Genomic DNA, 24,183 nt, shown 5'->3' with positions numbered 1-24,183 from the left:
CTCAGTGCCCCTTTTCTTCGCGGTACATCGACCACAGGAAGTAGGCGATGAAGCACAGCATGATCAGGAACAGGATCACGGCGATGGCCGCGCCATAGCCCATGCGGAACCCGTACTCCGACAAGGCGACTTCGAACATGTAATAGGCCAGCACGCGGCTTGACCCGAACGGCCCGCCCTGCGTCATGATCGAGATCAGGTCGAACGAGCGCAGCGCGCCGATAATGGTCACCACGAAGGCGATGAAGGTCGCCGGGCGCAGTTGCGGCAGGATGATATGCCACAGCATCCGCCCGCCCTTGGCGCCGTCCAGCCGGCCGGCCTCGATCTGTTCGGGGTCCACGGCGTTCAGGCCGGTCAGATACAGGATCATGCAATAGGCGGTCTGCGGCCAGAGGCCCGCGAAAATGATGCCGTAGGTTACGAAGCGTTCATCACCCAGTACGTTCAGCGGACCCAACCCGACCAAGCCCAAAAGCTCGTTCAGCAGTCCGAAAGTGGGGTCGTAGAACCAGGTGAAGACCAGCCCGACTACGACCTGGCTGATGACGAAGGGAAAGAAGAACAGGGATTTGTACAACCGGATTCCCCAGACCGTCTGGTTGAGGAACAGCGCGATGAACAGACCAGCCGGGATCGCCAGCAGGTACATGATCAGCCAGATCAGGTTGTTCTTCAGCGAGACATAGAAGGCGTCACGATCGACCCATTCCCAATACAGGTCTTCATAGTTGCGCATTCCGACATATTCGGCCGCGCCCAGCCCGTCCCATTCGTAGAGCGACAGGTTGAAGGACTGGAATACGGGGATGATCACGTAGACCATGAAGAACAGCACGCCCGGAGCCAGAAACAGCCAGGGTGCGATACGTTGCTGATTTCTGTGGAACCAGCTTTCGTGTTCGGTGACGTCGACAGCGGTCATGGTCAATCCCGGTTTGGAATGGGCAGGACGGGATCGTGCCCGTCCTGCGTTTGGCTACGGCGTGGCCGGGGTTGCCCCGGCCACAACCCGATCAGTTGTCATAGATGCGCTGACGTGCGCGTTCCAGCTTGGCCAGGATGCTGTCCAGGTTGTCCGGCTTGACCATGAACTCCTGGAAGCCTTCCATCGACACTTTGGCCATTTCCGCCGGTGCGTCGCGATCCCAGAACTGGGCGACGCCGCCGGGGCTGTTGGTCGACAGCATCTTGAAGCCTTCCTGCAGGAACTTGTCGTCATCCACCGAGGATTTGGCGTTGACGGGCAGTTGTCCGAGGTTCTTGCCGTTGTTGATTTCGGTCTGCTCGTCAGCCGAAACAACAAAACGCAGGAACTCGCGCGCGGCTTCTTTGTTCGACGCGTTCGCCGGGATGTGGAACGTGTCGGTCGGCGCATCTTCGGCCAGCTCGACATCGGGGTTGATCGCGACGAACTGGTAGAAGTCCAACTGGTCGTCGGTCAGACCGGCCTCGCGCAGCGGAGCCACGGCGAAGTTGCCCATCAGATAGGCCGCTGCATCACCCTGAACCATGAAGGGCAGGGCCTCTTGCCAGCTGTAGGTCTGGTGGTTGTCGATGAACGCGCCCATGTCGATCAGCTGCTTCCAGTTGGCGAAGGTCTGCTTGACCCGGTCGTCTTCCCAGCTGACTTCGCCATTGGCCAGTTGCTGGTGGAACTCGAAGCCGTTGGTGCGCATGTTCAGGTAGTCGAACCAGCCGCCAGCCGTCCACAGGAACTTGGTGCCGATGGTATAGCAGGCGCGACCCGAGTCGACGATCTTCTGGCAGTTGGCCAGCTCTTCTTCCCAGGTGGTCGGCTCGGACAGGCCCAGCTCGTCAAAGATGTCTTTGCGGTAGTAGACGCCCCACTGATAGTAGGTGTAGGGCACGCCCCACTGCTTGCCGTCGATGGTCATCGCGCCCTTGGTCGAGGCCAGGTTTTCGGCGATTTCCGGCTCGGCCCACAGGTCCGATACATCTTCGAACAGTCCGGCCTCGACATAAGGCTTCATGCGGTTGGCCGCGTACCAGGTCGCGACGTCGGGCGTGTCCGCCGTCAGGAAGTTGCGGATCTGGGTCTTGTACGCCTCACGGTCGATGACCGTGGTCTCGATCTCCAGACCCGGGTGCTGTGCCGCGAAACGCTCAATCATCGCTTCCATCGTCGCGCGCGGCGCCGGATTCGATGTGTCGAGGAAGATTCGCAGCTCGCCGGTCAGTTCTGCCGAAACGGGCGCTGCAAGTGCCACACTGGCCGCCAGTGCCGCCGCAGTGCGCTTGAACATGGAATGCATGGTTTCCTCCCTTAGCTTCCATTTTGAGGTTCCAAATAATGAAACCAAGTTTTATATATTGAAAACTACACATCGAATCGGCTAGGCTTGTCAATACCCTCGCGGCCCGTCCGCAAGGGGAAGTGGAGGAGAAATCAGACCCGTGGCAGGTGACGGAACCATCGGCAAGGCATGTGACGTGCTGGAACAGGTCGCGGCGTTCGGCCGGCCTGTGCGGTTCGCCGAATTGCTGGAAAGCAGCAGCTTTCCCAAGGCGTCCCTGTACCGGTTTCTGCAGTCGCTGACCAATCAGGGCATGTTGTCTTACGACCCAGACCGGCAGACCTATTCGCCGGGGCTGCGGCTGGTGCGGCTGGCGCATTCGGCCTGGACGCAAAGCTCGCTCGCGCCGATCGCGCGGCCGATCCTGGATGGGCTGAGCCTGGAAACCGGCGAGACGGTGCACCTTGCGCAGCTTGATTCCAGTCAGGTTCTGTATGTGGACAAGCGCAATGCCAAAAACCCGGTCGAGATGTATTCCGAGGCCGGAAAGGTTGGTCCGGCCTATTGCACCGGTGTGGGGAAGGCGATGCTCGCCTTTCTGGATGACGACCGGCTGGACAAAGCGATTTCGCAGCAAAGCTTTCACCGCTTTACCGACAAGACGCTGACCTCGGAGGCGGTGCTGCGGGCGGATCTGGCCCGGATCCGCGAACGGGGGTTCGCCATGGATGATGAAGAGCACGAGCCCGGCATCATCTGCGTGGCCTGTCCGATCCTGACATCGGGCGGGCGGGTACTGGGGGCGATCTCGATCACCGGATCGACCCAGCGCATGGATTTTGACCAATTGAAGAAATGGGTCCCTCGGGTGCGGCGTTCGGCCGACCAGATCGGGTCCGAAGCCGAAGCATGGCGGTTCCCCGAGGGCCGCAAGGACAGGATGCAAGCATCATGACAGGCGTTACCCTGAAGGGCGCAATCAAGCGTTATGGCCAGACCCAGGTCATTCACGGCATTGATCTGGAAATCGAGGACGGCGAGTTCTGCGTTTTTGTCGGGCCGTCGGGCTGTGGCAAATCCACCCTGTTGCGGATGATCGCCGGGCTGGAAGAAACCACCGAGGGCGAAATCCGCATCGGTCAGCGTGACGTGACCCACATGGATCCGGCCAAGCGCGGTGTCGCGATGGTGTTCCAGACCTACGCCCTGTATCCGCACATGTCCGTGGCCGAGAACATGGGCTTTGGTCTGCGCATGAACGGTGTGCCCAAGGCCGAGATCGACAAGAAGGTCGCCGAAGCGTCGGAAATCCTGAAACTGGAGCAGTATCTCAAGCGCAAGCCCAAGGCCTTGTCGGGTGGCCAGCGTCAGCGGGTCGCCATCGGTCGGGCCATCGTCCGCGGCCCCGAGGTTTTTCTGTTCGACGAGCCGCTGTCGAACCTCGATGCCGAACTGCGCGTGGAAATGCGAGTCGAGATCGCCCGTCTGCACCAGGAGATCGGCGCGACGATGATCTACGTCACCCACGACCAGGTCGAAGCTATGACCATGGCCGACAAGATCGTGGTGCTGCGCGATGGCCGGATCGAGCAGGTGGGCGCTCCGATGGATCTGTATCGGGACCCCGACAACCGGTTCGTGGCGGGGTTCATCGGCTCGCCCGCAATGAACTTTCTGGAGTGCGATGTCGTCGAAGGAACGGTGCGCCACCCGGCTCTGACGGACTCGATCCCCGTCACCAATGGCGTGCCGACCGATGCCAAGAAGGTGGTCCTGGGAATCCGCCCGGAACATATTGCCGTGGATCGGTCCGGCGACACCTGTACCGTCGATCTGACCGAGGCGCTTGGCGGCGTATCCTACAGCTATTTGCTGACGCCCAACGGCGACAAGCTGATCGTCGAAGAGCGGGACGACCAACGCAGCAAAACGGGAGAACGGATCGGAATCTCGGTTCGGCCCGAACGCGCCATGCTGTTTGACCCGGAAAGCGGGATGCGGTTGCGCTGAACCGCTGTTCAGTTGGAAAGTGTCAACGCGCCGGGCTCTCTGCCTGGCGCGTTTTTCTTTTGTCAGGCGAATTGGATGGATTTTGGATACAGAATCCGATACTGCGGGACTGAGACAGGAAATCTGACCGCCCGGCGATGGACGCGGGCAACTTGGAAAGGATCAGCCACATGTCACCCGACGTCTTTACCGCTACCATGCCGGCGCTCATGACCCCTTGTACGCCCGACCGTCAGCCCGACTTTGACGCCTTGGTGCGAAAGGGTCAGCAGATGATTGAGGCGGGCATGTCCGCGGTCGTCTACTGCGGGTCGATGGGCGACTGGCCACTGCTGACCGACAAACAGCGGATGGAAGGGGTCGAGCGGTTGGTCGGCGCTGGCTTGCCCGTGGTGGTGGGCACCGGGGCGGTCAACACGCAATCCGCCGTGGCGCATGCAGCGCATGCGCAAAAGGTGGGTGCAGCTGGGCTGATGGTTATCCCGCGGGTCTTGTCGCGTGGCAGTTCGGTCATGGCGCAGCGCAACCATTTCAAGGCCATCCTGTCGGCGGCACCGGATATCCCTGCGGTCATCTACAACAGTCCGCATTACGGGTTCGCCACCCGCGCTGACCTGTTCTTCGCCCTGCGGGCCGAGCATCCCAACCTGGTGGGCTTCAAGGAATTCGGTGGCAAGGACGATCTGCGCTATGCGGCTGAGAACATTACCAGCCGTGATGACCAGGTGACGCTGATGGTGGGGGTCGATACGGCGGTCTACCATGGCATCGTCAATTGCGGCGCAACCGGCGCGATCACTGGCATCGGCAACGTACTGCCCAAAGAGGTTCTGCTGCTGACCGCTTTGTCGAAAAAAGCGGCTTCTGGCAGCGCCGAGGCCCGCCAGCGCGCACAGGAGTTGACAGAGGCCATCCACGTGCTGTCCAGTTTCGACGAAGGCCCTGATCTGGTTCTGTACTACAAGCACCTTCTGGTGCTGAACGGCGAGGATGAATACCGCTTGCACTTCAACGAAACTGACGCGCTGACCGATGCGCAGCGCCACTATTGCGAACAGCAGTACGGCTTGTTCCGCGCCTGGTTTGCAGACTGGTCAAGGCAAGGCGGGGTGATTGCCGCGTGCATGTGATCGACAGCCATACCGGCGGAGAGCCCACGCGCGTGATTCTGGACGGCGCGCCCGATCTGGGCAGCGGTCCTCTGTCCGAACGCGCAGGGCTTTTGGCGACCCAGCACCGCCGGTTCTGGCGCTCGGTCATGCTTGAGCCGCGCGGTCAGCCAGCGATGGTGGGGGCGCTGCTGGTGCCTTCGGTCGATCCGTCCTGCGTGACCGGGGTGATCTATTTCGACGTGGATGCGGTGCTTGGCATGTGCGGGCATGGCACGATCGGGTTGACTGTGACGCTGGCCCATCTGGGGCGGATCGGTGTCGGCACCCACCGGATCGAAACGCCGGCCGGGGTGGTCACGGTGAAGCTGCACGATCCCAACACAGTGACAGTAACCAACATCGAAAGCCGGCAGGTGCATCAGGCCGTGACGATCGAGGTTCCGGATTTCGGGCCGGTTACAGGTGATGTGGCCTATGGCGGCAATTGGTTCTTTATCGTCGATCCCAGCCCGGTGCCGGTCGAGCCCGCGAACATCCGGCAACTGACCGATCTGGGCGTCGCCATTCGGCAGGCCTCGGTCGCGCAGGGCGTTGGCGGCGAAGCGGGCGAGCCGATCGATCATGTGATTTTTCAGGAGACTGCGCCGGCCTCCGGCGTCCACAGCCGAAACTTCGTTCTGTGCCCCGATGACGCCTATGACCGCTCGCCCTGCGGCACGGGCAGTTCGGCGCGGTTGGCCTGTCTGGCGGCCGATGGGCGCTTGGCGCCGGGTGAAGAAATCGTGCAGGCTAGCGTCATCGGCAGCCCCTATCGGCTGTCCTATCAGCCGGGTCCGAACGGCGGGGTGATCCCCTCGATCACCGGTCAGGCTTTCGTGATGGCCGAAAGCCGCTTGATTTTTGATCCCGCCGATCCATTCCGTTCGGGTATAGAGATCACATGAAGAAAGATGTCATCGTCATAGGTGCCGGCGTCGTTGGTATCAGCGCAGCGCTGGAATTGCAGCGTCGGGGTTACACGGTTCAGATACTGGACCGCGAAGGCGTGGCCGCGGGCAGTTCGGCGGGAAATGCCGGGGCGTTCGCCTTCCCCGAGGTCGAACCTCTGGCCACGCCGGGGATCATGAAAAAGGCCCCGAAATGGCTGCTCGATCCGTTGGGGCCGCTGTCGATCCCGCCCGCCTATGCCCTGCAGATCGCGCCGTGGATGTGGCGGTTCTGGCGGGCCAGCCGCCCCAGCCGGTACCAGGCGCTGGTCGCCGCGCAGGCCAACCTGATGCGCCTGTGCCAGGCCGCGACCGAACGGCAGATCGCCGATACGGGTGGCGAGGCGATGATGCAGCGCGACGGGCAGTTGCAGTTGTACGAAAGCGCGGCCGAGTTCCGCGCCGCCTTGCCCACGTGGGAGTTGCGTCGCCGGCATGGCATCGCCTTCGATCTGCTGGAAAGCCCCGAAGCGATCGCCGAGATCCAGCCCGGGCTCAGCCCGCGTTTTACCCATGCCGGGTTCACGCCACACTGGTGGAATACCGTCGATCCCAAACGCTGGGTCGAGCATCTGGCACAGGTGTTTCGCGACCGTGGCGGGGTGATCGAAACGCGCCCCGTACGCGCGCTGGAGCTGTCGGACACGGGCGTCTGGGTGCGCTTCGACCAGGGTGCGGCGGATGCCAGCAAGGTGGTCGTGGCCGCGGGCGCGTGGTCGCACAACCTCACCCGAACGGTGGGCGATCTGATCCCGCTCGAAACCGAGCGGGGCTACAACACGACCCTGCCGCCGGGCGCGTTCGACCTGCGGCTGCACCTGGCGTTCTCGCGTCATGCCTTCGTGGCCAGCAAGATCAACGGTGGTGTGCGCATCGGTGGTGCGGTCGAACTGGGCGGGCTTGACCTGCCGCCCAATTTCAAACGCGCCGATACCTTGCTGAACAAGGCGCGCCAGTTCCTGCCGGGGTTGAAGACCGAAGGCGGGACGCAGTGGATGGGGTTCCGCCCCTCGCTGCCCGACAGCATTCCGGTGATCGGGCGGTCTTCGAAATCGCCGAACCTCGTCTATGCTTTCGGGCACGGCCATCTGGGCCTGACCCAGTCGGCCGGCACCGCCGAACTGGTGGGCGCACTGGTCGACGGCACCGATCCGGCCATCCCGGTCGACCCCTTCGCCGCCACCCGGTTCTGAGCGGGGGATGCGCAGCAGCAAGACCATCCACGTGATCTCGGCCCATGCCGAGGGTGAGGTGGGGGATGTGATCGTCGGCGGTGTCGCCCCGCCGCCGGGCGACACGATCTGGGAGCAACGCAGCTTCATCGCCCGCGACCAGACCCTGCGCAACTTCGTGCTGAACGAGCCGCGCGGCGGGGTGTTCCGCCATGTCAATCTGCTGGTGCCGCCCAAACACCCCGATGCCGACGCCGCCTTCATCATCATGGAGCCCGAGGACACCCCGCCCATGTCCGGTTCGAACGCGATCTGCGTGGCGACGGTGCTGCTGGACGGGGGCATCCTGCCGATGACCGAGCCGGAAACCCACCTGACGCTCGAAGCGCCGGGCGGGCTGGTGCGGGTGCGGGCCGAGTGCCGCAACGGCAAGGCCGAACGGATCTTCGTGCAGAACCTGCCCAGCTTTGCCGACCGACTCGCCGCGCCGCTCGAGGTCGAGGGGCTGGGGACCCTGACGGTGGACACCGCCTATGGCGGGGACAGTTTCGTGGTGGTCGACGCCGCGGCGCTGGGGCTGCGCATCATCGAGGACGATGCCGCCGACATCGCCCGCCTGGGGGTGGCGATCACCGACGCCGCCAATGCGCAGCTGGGCTTCGCGCACCCCGAAAACCCGGACTGGGACCACATCTCGTTCTGCGCCTTCTGCGGACCGTTGACTGAAACCGAAACCGGCCTGACCGGCCGATCCGCGGTGGCGATCCAGCCCGGCAAGGTCGACCGCTCGCCCACCGGTACTGCCGTTTCGGCCCGCATGGCGCTGATGGCCGCGCGGGGGCAGTTGCTGCCGGGCCAGAGCTTTGAGGCGGTGTCGATCATCGGCTCGCGCTTCACCGGCCGGATACTGGGCACGACCCAGGTCGGAGACCGCGCCGCCATACTGCCCGAGATCTCGGGCCGTGGCTGGATCACCGGCATCCACCAGCACATGCTGGACCCCGACGACCCCTGGCCGCAAGGTTACCGCCTGCGCGACACCTGGGGAGCCTAGTCCAGAAGGGCCAGCAGGTCGCGATGCAGTTGCGCGGAAACCTCGGCATATCCCCGGGCGGTGTTGCGCGCGCGGGCGGCAAAGCGGCGCTGTGACGGCAGGCGCGCGCCCTGATCGAGGATATCGGCGAACAGGCGCTCGGCCCGCGCGTCGTTGGCCTGTCGCCGCCCGCCGCTGAACTGGTCGGGGTCGAAGGCGATGATGATGTCGCCGTGATAAGGCGCGCCGCCCGTGCCTTGGGCGAATTCCATGCTCTCCAGGCTGGTCAGGTCGTCGATCAGCGGGCCGGCCAGAAGCTCGATCATGATCGACAGGGCCGAGCCCTTGTAGCCGCCGAAGGTCAGCATCGCGCCGTCCAGCGCCGCTTGCGGGTCGGTCGTGGGGTTGCCGGCCTTGTCAATCGCCACGCCTTCGGGCAGGGGTTTGTTCGCGCGCTTGTACAGCTCGATCTCGCCGCGGGCGAAGGCGCTGGTGGCGAAATCGAAGGTGAACGGGTCTTGGCCCAGGCGGGGCCAACTGAAGGCCAGCGGGTTGGTGCCCAGGCTGCCGCGCGTGCCCCCCGCAGGCGCCACCCAGGAATGGCTGGGCACCATCGCCATGGCTGCAAGCCCCTTGGCCGACAGGGCCTCCACCTCGGGCCACAGGGCCGAGAAATGAAAACAGCGTTTGATCGCCATGGCCGCGATCCCGTGGGTGCGGGTCTTCTCGACCAGCCGCGGCAAGCCTTTCTGGAACGCCAGCAACGACATGCCGCCCTGTGCGTCGACGCGCACGATGGCATTGTCCGAGGCGGCGACCTGGGGCTGCGCATGGCCGTCGATCTTGCCCGCCTGCATGGTCTGGGCGCACATGAACAGACGAAACAGACCGTGCGACTGGCAATCGTCCATTTGGCAGGTGGTCAGCAGTTCCGCGATCGCCCGCGCGTGGTCGGGGCCATAACCCACATGGGACAGAACCTTCAGGCTCAGATCGGTCATTTCTTTAGGCGTCAGCCGTACCGTTTCGCTCATGTTCCGTTCCTGGGTTTGATCTCGGTTGCCAAAGGGGTAGCGGGGAACCCTAGCCCTGTTCAACCCGATAGGCGGTTGGAAAAGCGCCTCGGGGCGGATATTTGTATCCAAAATGCAAATGCGGACAGATCCTTGGCAGCAAAACGCGCAATCACCCGTCAAAGCCTTCCCGATGCAATTGCGTCCGACTTGCGTGAACGCATTCTCAGCGGTGATCTGGCGGAAGGCGAGACCATCCGTCAAGAGGCATTGGCCGAAGACTATGACGTGTCGCGCATGCCGGTGCGCGAGGCGCTGAAACAGCTTGATGCCGAAGGTCTGGTTCAGCTGACGAACAACCGCGGGGCGCGGGTCACGCGCCATTCTCTGTCCGAGATCGGCGAGATCTTCGACCTGCGGTCGCTGTTGGAGACCGACCTGTTCCGCTGGGCAATTCCGCAGATGACCGGGTCTGACTTTGCGCGCTGCGAACACCTGCTGGAGCAGATGGAGGCCTCGTACGACGCCAATGACGTCAGCCGGTGGGGCGCGCTGAACTATCAGTACCACTCGGCCCTCTACGCGGCCGCGAACCGAAGCCTGACCAACGAGCTGCTGCACCGCGTGAGCCTTCAGTCGGATCGTTATGTCCGAATGCATCTCAGTGTGATGCAACAACGCGAACCGGCCCGTAAAGAGCATCGCGAATTGCTGCGCCTTGCCCGGGATGGGCAGGTCGAGCAGGCCTGTGCGCTTCTGTCCGCGCATATCGGACGAACCAAGGACCAATTGTTGGCACTGGTGGCTGCCAAGCGAGCGTCCGAGGAGGCGGTCGGACGCTGACGCCAAGCGACCGGAAAGAAAGCGTTTTCAATTCTTCTCTGTCTGTGCCAGTTCTGGCGTCGCGGGATGCGTGCCGAAACATGGATCGACCAAGTGCCCAGTGATGACCTCAACAGTTCGGAACAGGCCGTGCGTCAGGCGATTGGGGCGTATTCCAGACGCGTCTGGCGGTTTGCGCTGGCTCTGTCGGGGGCGCAGGATGTTGCCGACGACTTGACCCAGGCCACTTGCCTGCGCGCGTTGGAGCGCAGCCATCAGGTTACGCATACTGATCGGTTGGATTCGTGGCTGATGACGATCTGCCGGTCGATCTGGTTGAACGAGCTGCGGGCGCGGACCGTGCGCAAGTCCCAGGGGTTGGCCGCAACGCCGGACGCCGAATTGATCGCGCCGGGTACCGACGCCGAAATGAATATTTTTGCGCGGGAAGTGTTTACACAGGTGATGCAACTGCCCGAGGCGCAACGCGAAACGGTCATGCTGGTCTTTGTCGAGGGCTACAGCTATCGCGAGGCCGCCGCGTTGCTGGAGGTTCCGATTGGTACGATCATGAGCCGGCTTTCCAATGCCCGCAAGAAACTGCAAGCTGCGATGCCGCAGGATGCCGCTGCGTCCGACCGACGGAGGGACTCATGACCTTTTCCGACGATACGCTAAAGGCCTATCTGCAAGGCTCATTGGGGTCTGAGGAAAGCGATGCCATCGAGGCCGCTGTTGAGAACGATCCGGAACTGGAGCAGCGCCTGATGGATCTGGATCCGATCGCGCCGGTGGTTCGTGAGGTGTTCCGAGACATTCCCGCCGCCGCGCCACAAGTTGAACTGCCGCCTAGGATTCCGGCTTCGGCGGGGCCCTGGCGCCTGTTGGGCGTCGCGGCTGCCGCGGCCGTGTTGGCCGTATCTCTGACCTTTTGGCTGACCCGCCCTCAGCCGATGGGATGGGCAGAACAGGCGGCCTTGTACCAGTCGCTTTACACGCCGGATTCGATTGCAACGCTGGAATACCCGCCGGCGCTCGTCGACGCCCAGATCTCATTGGCCGAAGAGAAACTGGGCCGCCCGCTGAACCGGGATTCGCTTGAAGGTTTGCCGGGGCTGGAACTGAAGGCCGCGCAGGTTTTGTCCTTCAAGGGCAAACCATTGGTTCAGATCGTTTTTGCCGACGCTGATGGCAATCCCTTTGCGCTGTGCGTGATCCGCCAGGGCGATGGCGCGCCGAATTCAGAGTTGAAGCAGGAAGTCCTGAGCGGGCTTGCAACGGCCCGGTGGGCGCGCGACGGATACGGATACATGCTGTTGGGGAACCGGCCGGACAACGATTTGACTTTGCAGCTGGATTACCTGGCCCAGACATTCGCCGGCTGAGCCGCCTTGCGCGAAACCTCTTGTGAACCGGTGCGATTGGCCGAACAATGCATGGCATGACGACCAAGGCCACGAACCCGGACCCGGACGAGGACGATGTCCTGGACGGGCCGCGCAGTATCTATGACGTCGATCCGCCGGACGACGAAGACCTTTGGTTTCTGCCGCCCGAAGATGCAGCGGCGCCCGAGGACATGTTGCCGCCGGGTCCGCGTGCCGATCGGGGCGCTTTGTTCGACCCGCGGGACTGGCGCGCCGCGCAGGCCGAAGTGGCGCAGGGCTTGGCGGATCTGACCTTGACCTTCGGGTCCTTGGACGAGCGGTTGCGCAGTGGTCCAAAGGGGTGGACTCACCGGCTGGCCCTGATGGACGTATCCGACCTGGGGTGGTGGACCGGTGACCGGATCAGTGTTGATCGGCTTGCCCTGTGGACCGGATTGCGTATCGGAGCCACCGGGGACGATGTGCAAGCATTGTTTCGGGCGGGTTGGGCGGTTCGGCGACTGACTTCGGGCGCAGGGCCGTCGGACGGCGGCTGGCAATCGGGACTGGCCGCCTTTCTGGACCGGATGGCTCAGGGGATAGACGAAGTCCCAGAGGCGGTCGCAGATTTGGCCGAAGTGATGGATAGCGCACAAGCTCTGCACCCTGTTACGCAGTCGGCCATTGCCTTTCACGCGTGGCGCGCGCTGTCGCAAGGAATGGGACAGGATACCGAAGCAGCGGTGATCGCTGCGCGGCATGCGGCCACGATGGGTCGGGGCGGGGCACTGTTCATGCCGCTGGCACTGTCGGGCCCCGGGGCGCTGCGCGGCATCGGCACACCAGAGGAAAAACTCAACGCTTGGGTTCGTGGGGCAGGGCAGGCGGCCTTGGCCGCGCTGCTGCATCTGGATCGCGTCAGCGCGTGGGAGGCCCGGGCACGCGAGGCCACCAAGGGTCTCAGCGGGCGGACGCCGCCGGTCCTGATCGATGTGCTGACCGCATGGCCCATGGTATCTGCGCCATTGGCCGAGGAGTTGACGCAGGCATCGCGTGCAGCCGTGCAGCGCAATCTCGACAAGTTCACCGAACGTGGGTTGATCCGCGAAGTGACCGGGCAGGGCCGTTATCGGGTTTGGGCTGCCGCGCTGTAGTCCAACAACCATTCACGGAACGCGCGCGCGGGTGGCCGCAATGTGGCCCGTGAAGGGTAGATCAGGTGGTAGGCATCCCGGCCCGGCACGGCCACCTCGGGCAGACATGGCACCAGGCCAGACATCCGCATGATCCGGTCAGACGCGGGCGCGCGGGCCAGGGCGATCCCGACCCCTTGCGCGGATAGCTCGGCCGCCATCACTGAGTTGTCCGCGAAGAAATACTGAGCCTGCCCGGTCGGCAGCCGCAGGGCTTCGAACACGTGCGGCCAACTGGCCCTGTGGGTCGAAACCTCGATCAGCGGAAACCGGGCCAGATCCAGCGGAGTGCTGATCTGGTCGGCAATGTCCGGTGGCGCCACGGGAAAAAGGGTCTCGGTCAACAGCATGTCACCTTCGGCGCCGAACAGCGTCGGGTTGCCGAACACGATCTGCAGGTCGGTAAAGCGATTGGCGAAGTCGGCGATCCGGTTCCCGGTCGTCAGGGACAGGTTGATCTGAGGTTGGGATTTTTGGAACTGGGTCAGGCCCGCCGCAAGCACCCCTTGCGCGAACAACAACACGGATTGGACATACAGCCGTTGGTCCCGGGTCTGGCCGAACAGGCCAGTAGTGGCTGATTCCAGCATCACCAGAGATTGCTGCACGACCGGCAGGTACGCCCGCCCGGCCTCGGTCAAAGTGACGGCATGGGCATGGCGATGAAACAACGGTGTCCCCAGACGAGTTTCCAGCGCCTTGACCTGTTGGCTGACGGCGGCGGCCGACATGTTCAGCTGGGCGGCGGCACGGGCAAAGCTTTCGGTGCGGGCCGCGGCCTCGAAAACGCGCAGCCAGTTGAGAGAGGGGATGCGGGTCGACATGGCAATCAGGCTAAGCTGAACTTATCCTGACAGGCAAGGCTTTGCGTTCTCGTCGCAAGACCGGTTCGGCTAGGCTGTGCGTGAACCGATCCGAAAAGGTGCATCCATGCCCGACATCCAAGACTTGGCCCGGCACAAACTGACGCCATCGCAAGCAGCGCAATACTGGGAAGACGGCTTCCTGTTTCCGCTGGATATTCTGTCTGCTGACGAGGCCGCGCAGGTGCGCTCGGAACTCGAACAGATTGAACGCGACTGGATGGCCGCCGATCTGCCTCTGCCGCTGAATACCTACAAGCGCGTGAATTCACACCTGGTCATGCCGCTGGCGGCGCGGTTGGCCATGGATCCGCGTATTCTGGATGCCGTCGAAGGCGTCTTGGGTTCGGACATCATGATCTGGTCGGCCGAGTTTTTCATCAAAGAACCGCGCACCGTCCAGACAGTTGGCATGCATCAGGACCTGACCTATTGGGGGATGGGCGAAACCCCGGATCAGGTTACGGCCTGGCTGGCACTGTCGCCGGCAACCGTGGAAAGCGGCTGCATGGATTTTGTCCGGGGCAGCCACAAGAACCCAATACTTCCGCACAATGATACCTATTCCGAGACCAACCTGCTGTCGCGCGGGCAGGAGATTGCGGTCGAAGTGGCCGAGGAAGACAAAACCCATATCGAACTGGCGCCCGGGCAGATGTCACTGCACCACGGGCTGACCATTCATGGCTCGGGTCCGAACCGGTCGGACGATCGGCGTATCGGGATGGCCATCCGCTATATCAGCCCGAATGCGAAGCAGTTGGTGGCGGACCGCGACTACGCGATGGTCGCGCGCGGAGAGGACCGGCAGGGAAACTTCATCCATGTCGATCCGCCCGCCACCCTGTTTTCCGACGAGTCGCTTGCCCTGTACGAACAGGTGCGCCGCGATCTGGGCAAGGCGCTGGCAGCTGGGGCCAAGGCCACCGTTCCGCTCTATGATTGAGCCGGGTTCGAAACCCAAAGGCCAGGGGATTGGACGCCTAGCGCCCAACCCCGACATAGGTTTCGAAACCAGATTTCTTGACCTTGTCGCGTGAATAGATGTTCCGCAGGTCGACCATGCGTGGAGATTTCATCTCAGCGGCCATCTGCGTCAGGTTCAGCGCGCGGAACTCGTTCCATTCGGTCAACAGCACCACTGCGTCCGCGTCCTTGGCAGCGGCATACGGGTCTTCGACCCACTCTACACCCGGCAGCAGAGCCTCACCCTCGGATCGGCCCTGAGGGTCGACCACGCGAACTTTGGCGCCGCCACCGATCAGGGCGGGCACGATGGTCAGTGATGGAGCGTCGCGCATGTCGTCGGTGTTGGGTTTGAACGTCACCCCCAAAACCGCCACGGTCTTGCCGTTGAAACTGTCGTCGCAAGCTTCGCGGATCTTTTCGATCATGCGTTTTTTGACTTCGTCATTAACTCGCATGACGGTTTCGGTGATCTGCATGGGGAAGGCATGTTCCTGTCCGATCCGCGCAAGCGCCGCGGTGTCCTTGGGAAAGCATGATCCGCCGTAGCCGGGGCCGGCATGCAGGAACTTGTTTCCGATGCGCCCATCCAGACCGATGCCGCGCGCCACTTCTTTGACGTCGCCACCGACCCGCTCGCACAGGCCAGCGATTTCGTTGATGAACGTGATCTTGGTGGCGAGAAAGGCGTTTGCCGCGTATTTGATCATTTCGGCGCTTTCCAGATCCGTCGTCAGGATCGGAAAATCGCGCAGGTAAAGTGGGCGGTAGATTTCGGCCATCACCTCGGCGGCGCGGTCGTTCTCGACCCCTACAACGACGCGGTCCGGACGCATGAAATCGTCGATTGCAGCGCCTTCGCGCAGGAATTCCGGGTTCGAGGCGACATCAAAGTCTGCCTTGGGGTTGGCTGCCGCGACAACTTCCTGAACCTTGCGGTTGGTCCCGACCGGAACCGTGGATTTGGTCACCACCACGGTGTAGCCATCCATCGCATGGGCGATTTCCTCGGCCGCTGCCATCACATAGGTCAGATCCGCATGGCCGTCGCCGCGGCGGGTTGGTGTCCCGACAGCGATAAAGACGGCATCCGCGCCTTTCACTGCATTCGCCAGATCGGTGGTAAAGCTCAGCCGGCCGGCGGCCACGTTCTTGGCCATCAGAACATCCAGTCCCGGTTCGTAGATTGGAACTTTTCCGTCCTGCAGCATCTGGATCTTAGCTTCGGCCTTGTCGACGCAAATGACGTCATGACCGAAATCCGAGAAGCACACACCCGACACCAGACCCACATATCCGGTGCCGATCATCGCAATACGCATTATTCAAATTCCCTTGTTACCAATGCCACCTCGGGCGGCCACACATTCGGAGAAACTTCCGCCGGTTTCAATGCCTGACGGTGGCCTCGGGTTGCATTCCATGACATCTTGCTGTTTTTGGGGCGACAAATGGGCGTCCATGAAACTGGTGGAACAAACTGATGACCAAAAAAGCGCTGATCACTGGAGTTACAGGACAGGACGGGTCTTACCTGGCCGAATTTCTGTTGGCAAAGGGCTATGAGGTTCACGGGATCAAGCGTCGGGCATCCTCGTTCAACACCCAGCGGATCGACCACATCTACCAGGACCCCCACGAGCCTGATCCGAAGCTGCGGCTGCATTACGGCGATCTGAGCGATACCTCGAACCTGACCCGCATCATCCAAGAGGTTCAGCCCGACGAAGTCTACAACCTGGGCGCCCAATCTCACGTGGCCGTCAGCTTCGAGTCTCCGGAATATACCGCGGATGTCGATGCCATCGGCACCTTGCGCCTGCTTGAGGCGATCCGGTTCCTGGGACTTGAGAACAAGACGCGGTTCTATCAGGCGTCCACGTCGGAACTCTACGGGCTGGTCCAGGAAACTCCGCAGCGCGAAACGACCCCGTTCTATCCCCGCTCGCCCTACGCGGTGGCCAAGCTGTATTCGTATTGGATCACGGTCAATTACCGCGAGGCGTACGGGATTTATGCCTGCAACGGAATCCTGTTCAATCACGAAAGCCCGCGCCGCGGCGAAACCTTTGTCACCCGCAAGATCACGCGTGGTCTGGCCAACATCGCCCAGGGCTTGGAGAAGTGCCTTTACATGGGGAATATCGACAGTCTGCGCGATTGGGGTCATGCCAAGGACTACGTGCGGATGCAATGGATGATGCTGCAGCAGGACAAGCCCGAGGATTTCGTTATTGCCACCGGCAAGCAGTATTCCGTGCGGCAATTCATCGAATGGTCGGCGGCCGAGCTTGGGCTCACCCTGGAGTTTTCGGGCAGCGGTGTGGACGAGGTTGCAACGGTGACGGCGATTGAAGGCGACAACGCCCCAGCGCTGAAACCCGGCGACGTGATCATGCGGATCGACCCGCAGTATTTCCGCCCGGCCGAGGTGGAGACGCTGCTGGGTGACCCGTCGAACGCCAAGGCCAAATTGGGATGGGAGCCGGAGCTGACCGTGCAGGAAATGTGCGCAGAGATGGTGCGGGAAGACCTCAAAACCGCCAAGCGCCACGCCTTGTTGAAAGAGCATGGGTTCGAATTGCCGGTCAGCCTGGAAAACGGCTGAGGAGGCAGAAATGCGCAAGATCTACATCGCCGGACATCGTGGCATGGTGGGCGGAGCAATCCTGCGTCAGCTCAAGGCGCGCCAGGCCGATGGCGAGGCGCTTGAACTGGTGACCCGAACCCATTCCGAATTGGATCTGACGGATCAGTCGGCCGTCCGCGCCTTCATGCAGGCCGAGCGCCCAGACGTCGTGATCCTGGCCGCTGCCAAGGTGGGGGGGATCCACGCAAACAACACGTATCCTGCAGATTTCATTTACGAAAACCTGATGATCGAGTGCAACGTGATCCATCAGGCTTTTGCGGCCGGCGTACGGCGTCTTCTGCAGCTGGGCAGTTCCTGCATCTACCCGCGTGAGGCAGCGCAGCCGATGCGCGAAGACGCGTTGCTGACAGGTGTTTTGGAGCCGACGAACGAACCCTATGCGGTCGCCAAGATCGCCGGGATTAAGCTGTGCGAAAGCTACAACCGCCAGCACGGGGTCGACTACCGGTCGGTCATGCCGACCAACCTGTATGGGCCGGGAGACAATTTCCACCCTGAGAACAGCCATGTTCTGCCAGCACTGATCCGCCGCTTCCACGAAGCCAAACGCGACGGGCTGGACGAGGTGGTGATCTGGGGAACCGGCAAGCCGCGGCGTGAGTTCCTGCATGTCGATGACATGGCCGAGGCATCGCTGTTCGTAATGGATTTGCCGCAGGACGTGTATCAGGCGAATACGCAACCCATGCTGAGCCACATAAATGTGGGCTGCGGGCAGGACGTTTCAATTGCCAAGCTGGCCGCACTGATCGCCAAGATCACCGGATATACCGGCCGGATCACGCAGGACACCACCAAGCCAGATGGTACGATGCGCAAGCTGATGGACGTTTCCCGGTTAGCCAAGATGGGCTGGAAGGCACGCATAGGCCTCGAAGATGGTATCCGCGAGACCTATGACTGGTTCCTTGATCAATCGGCCGACGACCTTCGGGCCAAATAGGCACCCGGCCCAAAGACCGGGTGCGTTCGCTGATCAGAACCAGCGACCGATGGCCGAGACCGCCGGGGGTATTGCCGCCGGATCGGACACCGCCGAGAGAACTTGCCACGCTACCTGCGTTTCGTTTGGCAAATCGAAGCTGATGAACCGTCCCAGAGCATTACCGCTGCCGCTCAAGACCGGAGTGCTGCCCGCAGCAAAAGGCGCGGGGAAAGTCCAAGTATTCTGGGCGCTTGCAAACAGTGGCCCCATGCCGGCGGTACAAGTCACCGCGCTCGCCGCGAGGGTGCAGATCTGAGTTCCGTCCGCGAAACGAACGAATTCGCCGTTTGCATTTGCGCCGCGTTGGATCACTGCGCCGGTCGGGGTCCCGCCAGACTGCGTTACCTGACCCAAGAGGTTACCAGGGCCGTATCCGTAGTCGGCTCGCATCAGCCGTCCGGGTGTTACATCTTCAGGGTTGGCTTGAACGGCCGCGCCACTGATCGCTCCCGATGTGGCATCCACGCGCACCGCCTCGGTCCAAGAGCCGCCGTCCGGTGAAACCTTGATGGAAAAATCGGTACTGCCCGCAAGGCCCATCTCAGCGTGGCCGGTCCAGTTGGACTGAAACAGGAGTGAGGCCGTGTCAGTCGCGCTCGCCTTGTTGATCTTCAACTGGTGGCCGCTTCCGTCATGGCTCAGCAATGTGGCGGGACTCCGAACCGAAAGGCGGTTGGTCGGATCGTATCCAGTTGCGACCCCGACCCCGGCAAGGTTCGCAGTATTGACCGGAGGTTCAATCCATCCGCCGTTGTCCCAGACCTTGAGCGCGGCGCCTGCTTGGTCCCAAACACGCCATCCGTTTGCCGGCGTGACAAAGACCCAAACATTGTCCAGCCAAGCCGCGAGCTGCCCAGGCTTCCCCGCCCAGGCGCCTGTCGGGCTGGCCCCCAAGCCGTAGATGGCACCTTGATCTGGTGCCGCAGGTGGAATGGTTTCATCCAGAGCCACAACACTCAGCTGCACGATCAGGTCCAGCTGCCGCAGCGCTTCGTTGTGGGTGACGTGTTTTTGCGCCTGTGAGGGTTGCAGAAACGGCAGATTCAAACGGGGGGTGATTTGGGACACGGGCGGGAACCTCCTTGGGCCATCGATTCATGGAATTCGCTGCGCGCCACCCTGCCGCGGGTGGGATGAATCCCCGCTTTCACGTGCGAACGGTACAAAAAGGATTTGGTTACTTGTGGATTTCCAAATACGAAACAAAGCCGCCCTTTTGGGGCGGCTGTGGATATTTTTAGTATGGAGGTCGGCCAGCTGATTCTGTCCTGTACGCCCAAAGAGTGAACCGTTGGCGACCGGAGCCGCGGTGGTCAGCCAGGATCAGCTACGGGCGTAGACATCCTCGTACCGGATAATATCGTCTTCTCCGAGGTAGGCGCCGGTCTGGACCTCGATCAGGACCATAGGCACCTTGCCTGGGTTTTCCATGCGGTGAACCGCGCCAAGGGGGATGTAGACAGACTGGTTTTCGCTGACCAGACGAACCTCGTCATCGATCGTGACCTTGGCGGTACCTTCTACGACGATCCAATGCTCGGACCTGTGGTGGTGGGACTGCAGGCTCAGGGACGCACCGGGGTTTACGTGAATCCGTTTGACCTGGAATCGTTCGCCCACGACCAGGCTCTCGAACCAGCCCCAGGGGCGATGGTCGACCGGCAGAGCTTCGGCTTGCGGTGCCCCTTTCGCCTTCAGGGCGGCCACGGCCTGTTTGACATCCTGTGCCTTGTCCATGCTGGCCACCAGAACGGCATCTGGCATGGCCACAGCGATCATGTTCTCGAGCCCCATGGCCACGACTTCTTGGGAGGCTGACTCGGACCGGATCAACACGTTGTTACAGTCGATCGTCGTCACCTCACCGGTGGTCGCAACGCCGTTTTCGTCGGGGCTGCTCAGCTCCTGGACGGCCGACCAGCTGCCGACATCCGACCAGCCGGCGGCATAGGGAACAACGCTCAGGTTTTTGGCCCGTTCCATGACCGCGTAGTCGATCGAAATGTCTTCGACTTTCCCCCAGGCCAATGCATCCAGTCGCAGAAAGCCAAGATCGGCCTTCGCGTCCTCGACGGCAGTCTGTACCGGCGGCAACAAGTTGGGTGCATGATCCTGGAACGCAGCGATGATGTCGCGCACCGCAAACAGGAAAATGCCGGAATTCCACAGGTAACTGCCATCGGAAATCATGGCCTTGGCCCGATCCAGATCGGGCTTTTCAACGAAATGGTCCAATGCGACCGCATCACCTGTCGCGTCGGGCGCAGCGCTTAGCTTCAGATATCCATATCCGGTTTCCGGCCGGTCCGGAGTGATCCCGAACGTCACCAGATGGCGGTCCCTCGCGATGGCGGTCACACCCTGCGAAACCGCCGCCTGGAACGCGGATTTGTCGGGAACGACGTGATCGGACGGCGCCACCAGCATCAAAGCATCCGGGTCTACCTTCGACAGGTAAAGCGCGGCCGCCAAGACCGCTGGAGCCGTGTTGCGGCCCTCAGGCTCAATAAGGATCGGACCGGGGTCGACACCAATGGCGGCAAGCTGTTCGGTGACGATGAAGCGGAACGATTCATTGGTGAGTATCAGGGGCTTGGCGTATGGCGCGTCCTTGGGGCCTCGCATCCTGTCCGCACAGTCCTGCAACAGGCTGCTGTTTCCAACCAGCGGCACGAACTGTTTGGGATAGCTTTTTCGGGACAGCGGCCAAAGCCGGGTTCCGGAGCCGCCGCACAGAATGACAGGATAGATGGTGGTCATGACGAATGGGCTTTTCGGCTGGTTTTCTGACGTTTATCGCAGTCATCACAGGGTGGGTGAAGGACCGCCGCTTATTGGGCAGCCCGACCTGTGGCAACTATATCATTCAGATAGGCGCTCAGGTCGTCGCGCAGGTCATTTCGGGCCAGCGCAAAGGCCACCGTGGCCTGCAGGAAGCCTGCCTTGGATCCACAGTCGAAGCGTTGACCATCAAAGCGGTATCCGAAAACCGGGACACCGTTGCCGATGTCTTCGGCGATGGCATCGGTCAGCTGGATTTCCCCGCCGCTGCCTTTCTTCATCTGATTGAGGTTGTACAGCACCGACGGCCCCAAAATGTATCGACCGATCACCGCCATGTTCGACGGAGCTTCGTCGGCCTTGGGCTTTTCGACCATGCCGCGGGCGCGGATCACCTTGCCGGAACTGTCGGCGGCGTCCAGAATCCCGTACGAGCTGGTTTTTTCGGGTGCGACCTCCATCGCGGCGACCATGTTGCCGCCGGTTTCCTCATAAGCCTCCACCATCTGCTGCAGGCAGGGTTTGTCGGCCGCAATAACGTCGTCCGGCAGCATGACCGCAAAGGGTTCATCGCCGATCAGGCGGCGGGCGCACCAGACGGCGTGTCCCAGCCCTAGAGCCTTGTGTTGGCGGATATAGGCGATAGCACCACTTTCCATGTTGGTATTCTCGAGAACCTCCAGCAAATCATCCTTGCCCTTGGCTTTCAGTTCCTGCTCCAGCACGAGATTGTGGTCGAAATAGTCTTCGAGCGCCGATTTCCCGCGTGATGTGACGAAGATGAACTCGGTAATACCCGCAGCGCGGGCTTCGTCGATGGCATATTGAACGAGAGGCCGGTCAACCAGCGTCATGATTTCCTTCGGAACGGATTTCGTTGCCGGAAGAAACCGGGTGCCCAATCCTGCGACAGGGAAAATCGCCTTGGTGACCTTGCGTGACATGTGACCTCTCAAATTCAAAAACTTAGCCGGCGGACGTGGTGCATCCGGGGCTTCCTCTTAGGCTGCGAAACCGGATCAATCAATGATGCCCGAAAAAACAGGCCGAAAACGACCGAAGGGTGCCATTTGGTCATGGCAAAGTCAAAACACCCAGTTCCAATAACTCTGCCTTAACGGGCAAGGACCCCGAAGCCGGTTGTCCGGCTTCGGGGACAGGATCAAGCGTTTGCCATGATCGCTTCCAGCGGATCATGCTCGGCCACGAAGTGCCCAGGCGCAATCTCGCTGAGCGCGGGAACATAGTCGGTCTGACCCGCCGCCAGACGGCTGGGCAGGAACCGCAGCGCCGCCTTGGGATCCATGGGTGAGGGAAGTTCGCCCGGCAGTTTCAGCCGTTGGCGGCTGCGCTCGACATCCGGGTCCGGGATCGGAACCGCCGAGATCAGCGATTGCGTGTAAGGATGAACCGGGTTCGCGCAGATCACCTCGCCATCGCCCAGTTCGACGATGCGACCCAGATACAGAACCATGATCCGGTTCGACACCGCGCGCACCACCGACAGGTCGTGGCTGATGAAGATCATCGACAGGCCGAACTCCTGCTGCAGTTCCTTCAGAAGCTGCACGATCTGCGCTTGGATCGATACGTCCAGCGCCGAGACCGCCTCGTCGCAGATGATCAGCTTGGGCTTGTTGATCATCGCCCGGGCGATGCCCACCCGCTGGTTCTGACCGCCCGACAGCTCGTGCGGGTAACGGTTGATCATGTTGGCGTTCAGGCCGACCCGTTCCATCATCTCGGCGACCATCTGCTTGCGCTCGCGCTCGGTCAGGTCGGGGCGATAGGTTTTCAGCGGTTCCGCGATCGAGGCGGAGATCGTCATTCGCGGGTCCAGGCTGGCCAGCGGGTCCTGGAACACGATCTGCAGATCCTTGCGGTACTTGTTCAGCTCGGCCCGTTTCAGCCCGACGATCGGATGGCCCAGCCAGCTGACATTCCCGTCGCTCGGCTCGATCAGCTGCAGCACGGCACGGGCGAGGGTGGACTTGCCGCAGCCAGATTCACCGACCACGCCCAGGGTTTCACCCTTGCGGATGTCAAAGCTGACCCCGTTCACCGCCTTCAACGGCACCTTGCGGCCAAAGATGCCGCCCGGAACGTGGATCGGGAAATGCACCTTGACGTCATCGACCTTCAGCAGCGGCGCCTCGTCGGTCTCCACCGCTTTGGGCGCGTCGCCCGCGTCGATGCGGGGCATGGCCTCGATCAGGGTGCGGGTATAGTCGTGCTTGGGCGCGTGGAAGATCTCGCGCGTGTCACCGGCCTCGACGAACTCACCCAGGCGCATGACCTGCACCCGGTCGCACATGCGGGCCACGACGCCCATGTCATGCGTGATCAGGGCGATGGCCGTGCCTTCGTCCTTTTGCAGACGCACCATCAGGTCCAGGATGTCGGCCTGAACGGTCACGTCCAGCGCGGTGGTCGGTTCGTCGGCGATCAGCAGCTTGGGATTGCACAGCATCGACATGGCGATCATCACCCGCTGGCGCATCCCGCCCGACAGCTCGTGCGGGAACTGGTCCAGACGGCGCGCGGCCTCAGGGATGCGCACGCGGTCCAGCCATTCCAGGCACCGTTGCCGCGCGGCCGAACCCTGCAGGCCTTCGTGCACCTGCAAGACTTCGCGCATCTGCTGGCCAACCCGCAGATGCGGAGTCAGGGCTGTCAGCGGGTCCTGAAAAATCATGCCCACATCGGCACCGCGGATCTGGTTCAGCTTGTTCACGGGCAGGTTCAGAATTTCCTGCCCGTTCAGCAGCACCGACCCGGTGGCCCGGCCCGCCGGCGGTAGCAGCCCCATCGCGGCCATGAAGGTCTGGCTTTTGCCCGACCCGCTTTCGCCGACGATGCCCAGGCATTCGCCCGGCGCGATTTCAAAGCTGATGTTCTTGACGGCCTCGACCACCCCGTCGGGCGTGTCGAACTGAACGCTCAGGTTCTTTACGGAAAGCAGGCTCATG

Annotated in this window: 22 protein-coding genes; 13 read left to right on the top strand and 9 right to left on the bottom strand. The window is 62.1% G+C overall.

What is annotated here, in order from left to right; all coding sequences use genetic code 11:
• Window position 1: 1 nt before the first annotated feature.
• Window positions 2–925 (bottom strand): carbohydrate ABC transporter permease, encoded by a 924-nt coding sequence (locus tag ACR0EF_RS13820; RefSeq protein ID WP_093963149.1) that lies wholly within the window; start codon window positions 923–925, stop codon window positions 2–4.
• Between the two features lie 91 nt (window positions 926–1,016).
• Entirely contained in the window at window positions 1,017–2,276 is a 1,260-nt protein-coding gene (locus ACR0EF_RS13815) for an ABC transporter substrate-binding protein (protein ID WP_170372750.1), read from the bottom strand.
• Window positions 2,277–2,418: 142 nt separating this feature from the next.
• Between ACR0EF_RS13815 and ACR0EF_RS13810 the strand changes: the two genes are divergently transcribed.
• The 6 genes from ACR0EF_RS13810 to ACR0EF_RS13785 all read left to right on the top strand — a co-directional run bounded on the left by ACR0EF_RS13810 (window position 2,419) and on the right by ACR0EF_RS13785 (window position 8,592).
• On the top strand, window positions 2,419–3,213 hold the full coding sequence (locus ACR0EF_RS13810) for an IclR family transcriptional regulator (protein WP_170367390.1): 795 nt from the start codon (window positions 2,419–2,421) through the stop codon (window positions 3,211–3,213).
• Window positions 3,210–4,268, top strand: a complete 1,059-nt coding sequence (locus ACR0EF_RS13805) for an ABC transporter ATP-binding protein (RefSeq protein ID WP_170372752.1) — start codon at window positions 3,210–3,212, stop codon at window positions 4,266–4,268. The genes ACR0EF_RS13810 and ACR0EF_RS13805 overlap by 4 nt, the downstream gene beginning before the upstream one ends.
• A gap of 170 nt (window positions 4,269–4,438) precedes the next feature.
• Window positions 4,439–5,398: a dihydrodipicolinate synthase family protein gene (locus ACR0EF_RS13800; protein ID WP_170372754.1), complete on the top strand. Its 960-nt coding sequence runs from the start codon at window positions 4,439–4,441 to the stop codon at window positions 5,396–5,398.
• Window positions 5,389–6,324: a 4-hydroxyproline epimerase gene (locus tag ACR0EF_RS13795; protein WP_170371986.1), complete on the top strand. Its 936-nt coding sequence runs from the start codon at window positions 5,389–5,391 to the stop codon at window positions 6,322–6,324. The genes ACR0EF_RS13800 and ACR0EF_RS13795 overlap by 10 nt, the downstream gene beginning before the upstream one ends.
• Window positions 6,321–7,559 carry an NAD(P)/FAD-dependent oxidoreductase gene (locus tag ACR0EF_RS13790; RefSeq protein WP_170371988.1) on the top strand — a complete coding sequence of 413 codons (1,239 nt, stop codon included), beginning with the start codon at window positions 6,321–6,323 and terminating at the stop codon, window positions 7,557–7,559. Before ACR0EF_RS13795 ends, ACR0EF_RS13790 begins: the two co-directional genes overlap by 4 nt.
• A gap of 7 nt (window positions 7,560–7,566) precedes the next feature.
• The gene (locus ACR0EF_RS13785; protein ID WP_170372756.1) at window positions 7,567–8,592 is read left to right on the top strand and encodes a trans-3-hydroxy-L-proline dehydratase; all 1,026 of its coding nucleotides are present in this window, start codon (window positions 7,567–7,569) and stop codon (window positions 8,590–8,592) included.
• Here the strand turns inward: ACR0EF_RS13785 and ACR0EF_RS13780 are convergent.
• Entirely contained in the window at window positions 8,589–9,605 is a 1,017-nt protein-coding gene (locus ACR0EF_RS13780; protein WP_170371991.1) for an Ldh family oxidoreductase, read from the bottom strand. The genes ACR0EF_RS13785 and ACR0EF_RS13780 overlap by 4 nt on opposite strands.
• Before the next feature lie 132 nt (window positions 9,606–9,737).
• Between ACR0EF_RS13780 and ACR0EF_RS13775 the strand changes: the two genes are divergently transcribed.
• The 4 genes from ACR0EF_RS13775 (at window position 9,738) to ACR0EF_RS13760 (ending at window position 12,927) form a co-directional block, all read left to right on the top strand.
• Window positions 9,738–10,427 carry a GntR family transcriptional regulator gene (locus ACR0EF_RS13775; RefSeq protein ID WP_170341289.1) on the top strand — a complete coding sequence of 230 codons (690 nt, stop codon included), beginning with the start codon at window positions 9,738–9,740 and terminating at the stop codon, window positions 10,425–10,427.
• Window positions 10,428–10,493: 66 nt separating this feature from the next.
• Window positions 10,494–11,063 (top strand): RNA polymerase sigma factor, encoded by a 570-nt coding sequence (locus ACR0EF_RS13770; RefSeq protein ID WP_170341291.1) that lies wholly within the window; start codon window positions 10,494–10,496, stop codon window positions 11,061–11,063.
• Entirely contained in the window at window positions 11,060–11,791 is a 732-nt protein-coding gene (locus ACR0EF_RS13765) for a hypothetical protein (RefSeq protein WP_170372758.1), read from the top strand. The genes ACR0EF_RS13770 and ACR0EF_RS13765 overlap by 4 nt, the downstream gene beginning before the upstream one ends.
• 56 nt (window positions 11,792–11,847) lie before the next feature.
• Complete coding sequence (locus tag ACR0EF_RS13760; RefSeq protein WP_170371995.1) at window positions 11,848–12,927, top strand: helix-turn-helix domain-containing protein; 1,080 nt, start codon at window positions 11,848–11,850, stop codon at window positions 12,925–12,927.
• Here the strand turns inward: ACR0EF_RS13760 and ACR0EF_RS13755 are convergent.
• Window positions 12,900–13,790, bottom strand: coding sequence for a LysR family transcriptional regulator (locus ACR0EF_RS13755; protein ID WP_170371998.1), 891 nt, complete (start codon window positions 13,788–13,790; stop codon window positions 12,900–12,902). The two genes, ACR0EF_RS13760 and ACR0EF_RS13755, sit on opposite strands and share 28 nt — an antisense overlap.
• A gap of 106 nt (window positions 13,791–13,896) precedes the next feature.
• Between ACR0EF_RS13755 and ACR0EF_RS13750 the strand changes: the two genes are divergently transcribed.
• Entirely contained in the window at window positions 13,897–14,775 is an 879-nt protein-coding gene (locus ACR0EF_RS13750; protein WP_170372760.1) for a phytanoyl-CoA dioxygenase family protein, read from the top strand.
• A 37-nt stretch (window positions 14,776–14,812) separates the two neighbouring features.
• Here ACR0EF_RS13750 and ACR0EF_RS13745 read toward each other — a convergent pair whose 3' ends face one another.
• A complete protein-coding gene (locus ACR0EF_RS13745) occupies window positions 14,813–16,117 on the bottom strand; it encodes a UDP-glucose dehydrogenase family protein (RefSeq protein ID WP_170367380.1) in 1,305 nt (434 codons plus the stop codon).
• Window positions 16,118–16,278: 161 nt separating this feature from the next.
• On the opposite strand from ACR0EF_RS13745, the gene gmd reads away from it, so the two are divergent.
• Together gmd and fcl are read left to right on the top strand one after the other, a co-directional pair.
• Complete coding sequence (gene gmd / locus ACR0EF_RS13740) at window positions 16,279–17,403, top strand: GDP-mannose 4,6-dehydratase (RefSeq protein ID WP_170372761.1); 1,125 nt, start codon at window positions 16,279–16,281, stop codon at window positions 17,401–17,403.
• Window positions 17,404–17,413: 10 nt separating this feature from the next.
• On the top strand, window positions 17,414–18,391 hold the full coding sequence (fcl, locus tag ACR0EF_RS13735; protein WP_170372763.1) for a GDP-L-fucose synthase: 978 nt from the start codon (window positions 17,414–17,416) through the stop codon (window positions 18,389–18,391).
• Between the two features lie 33 nt (window positions 18,392–18,424).
• Here fcl and ACR0EF_RS13730 read toward each other — a convergent pair whose 3' ends face one another.
• The 4 genes from ACR0EF_RS13730 to ACR0EF_RS13715 all read right to left on the bottom strand — a co-directional run bounded on the left by ACR0EF_RS13730 (window position 18,425) and on the right by ACR0EF_RS13715 (window position 24,182).
• On the bottom strand, window positions 18,425–19,501 hold the full coding sequence (locus ACR0EF_RS13730; protein ID WP_170372004.1) for a DUF2793 domain-containing protein: 1,077 nt from the start codon (window positions 19,499–19,501) through the stop codon (window positions 18,425–18,427).
• A gap of 255 nt (window positions 19,502–19,756) precedes the next feature.
• Complete coding sequence (locus ACR0EF_RS13725; RefSeq protein WP_170372006.1) at window positions 19,757–21,193, bottom strand: mannose-1-phosphate guanylyltransferase/mannose-6-phosphate isomerase; 1,437 nt, start codon at window positions 21,191–21,193, stop codon at window positions 19,757–19,759.
• 71 nt (window positions 21,194–21,264) lie between these two features.
• Window positions 21,265–22,158, bottom strand: coding sequence for a UTP--glucose-1-phosphate uridylyltransferase GalU (galU, locus tag ACR0EF_RS13720; protein ID WP_093963131.1), 894 nt, complete (start codon window positions 22,156–22,158; stop codon window positions 21,265–21,267).
• A 218-nt stretch (window positions 22,159–22,376) separates the two neighbouring features.
• Window positions 22,377–24,182 carry an ABC transporter ATP-binding protein gene (locus ACR0EF_RS13715; protein ID WP_170365946.1) on the bottom strand — a complete coding sequence of 602 codons (1,806 nt, stop codon included), beginning with the start codon at window positions 24,180–24,182 and terminating at the stop codon, window positions 22,377–22,379.
• Between the last annotated feature and the right edge of the window lies 1 nt (window position 24,183).

The sequence above is a fragment of the Ruegeria sp. CG8 genome, from assembly GCF_056537165.1.
The sequence above is the reverse complement of the archived record's forward strand: the minus strand, read 5'-3'. Positions and strand labels throughout refer to the sequence as shown.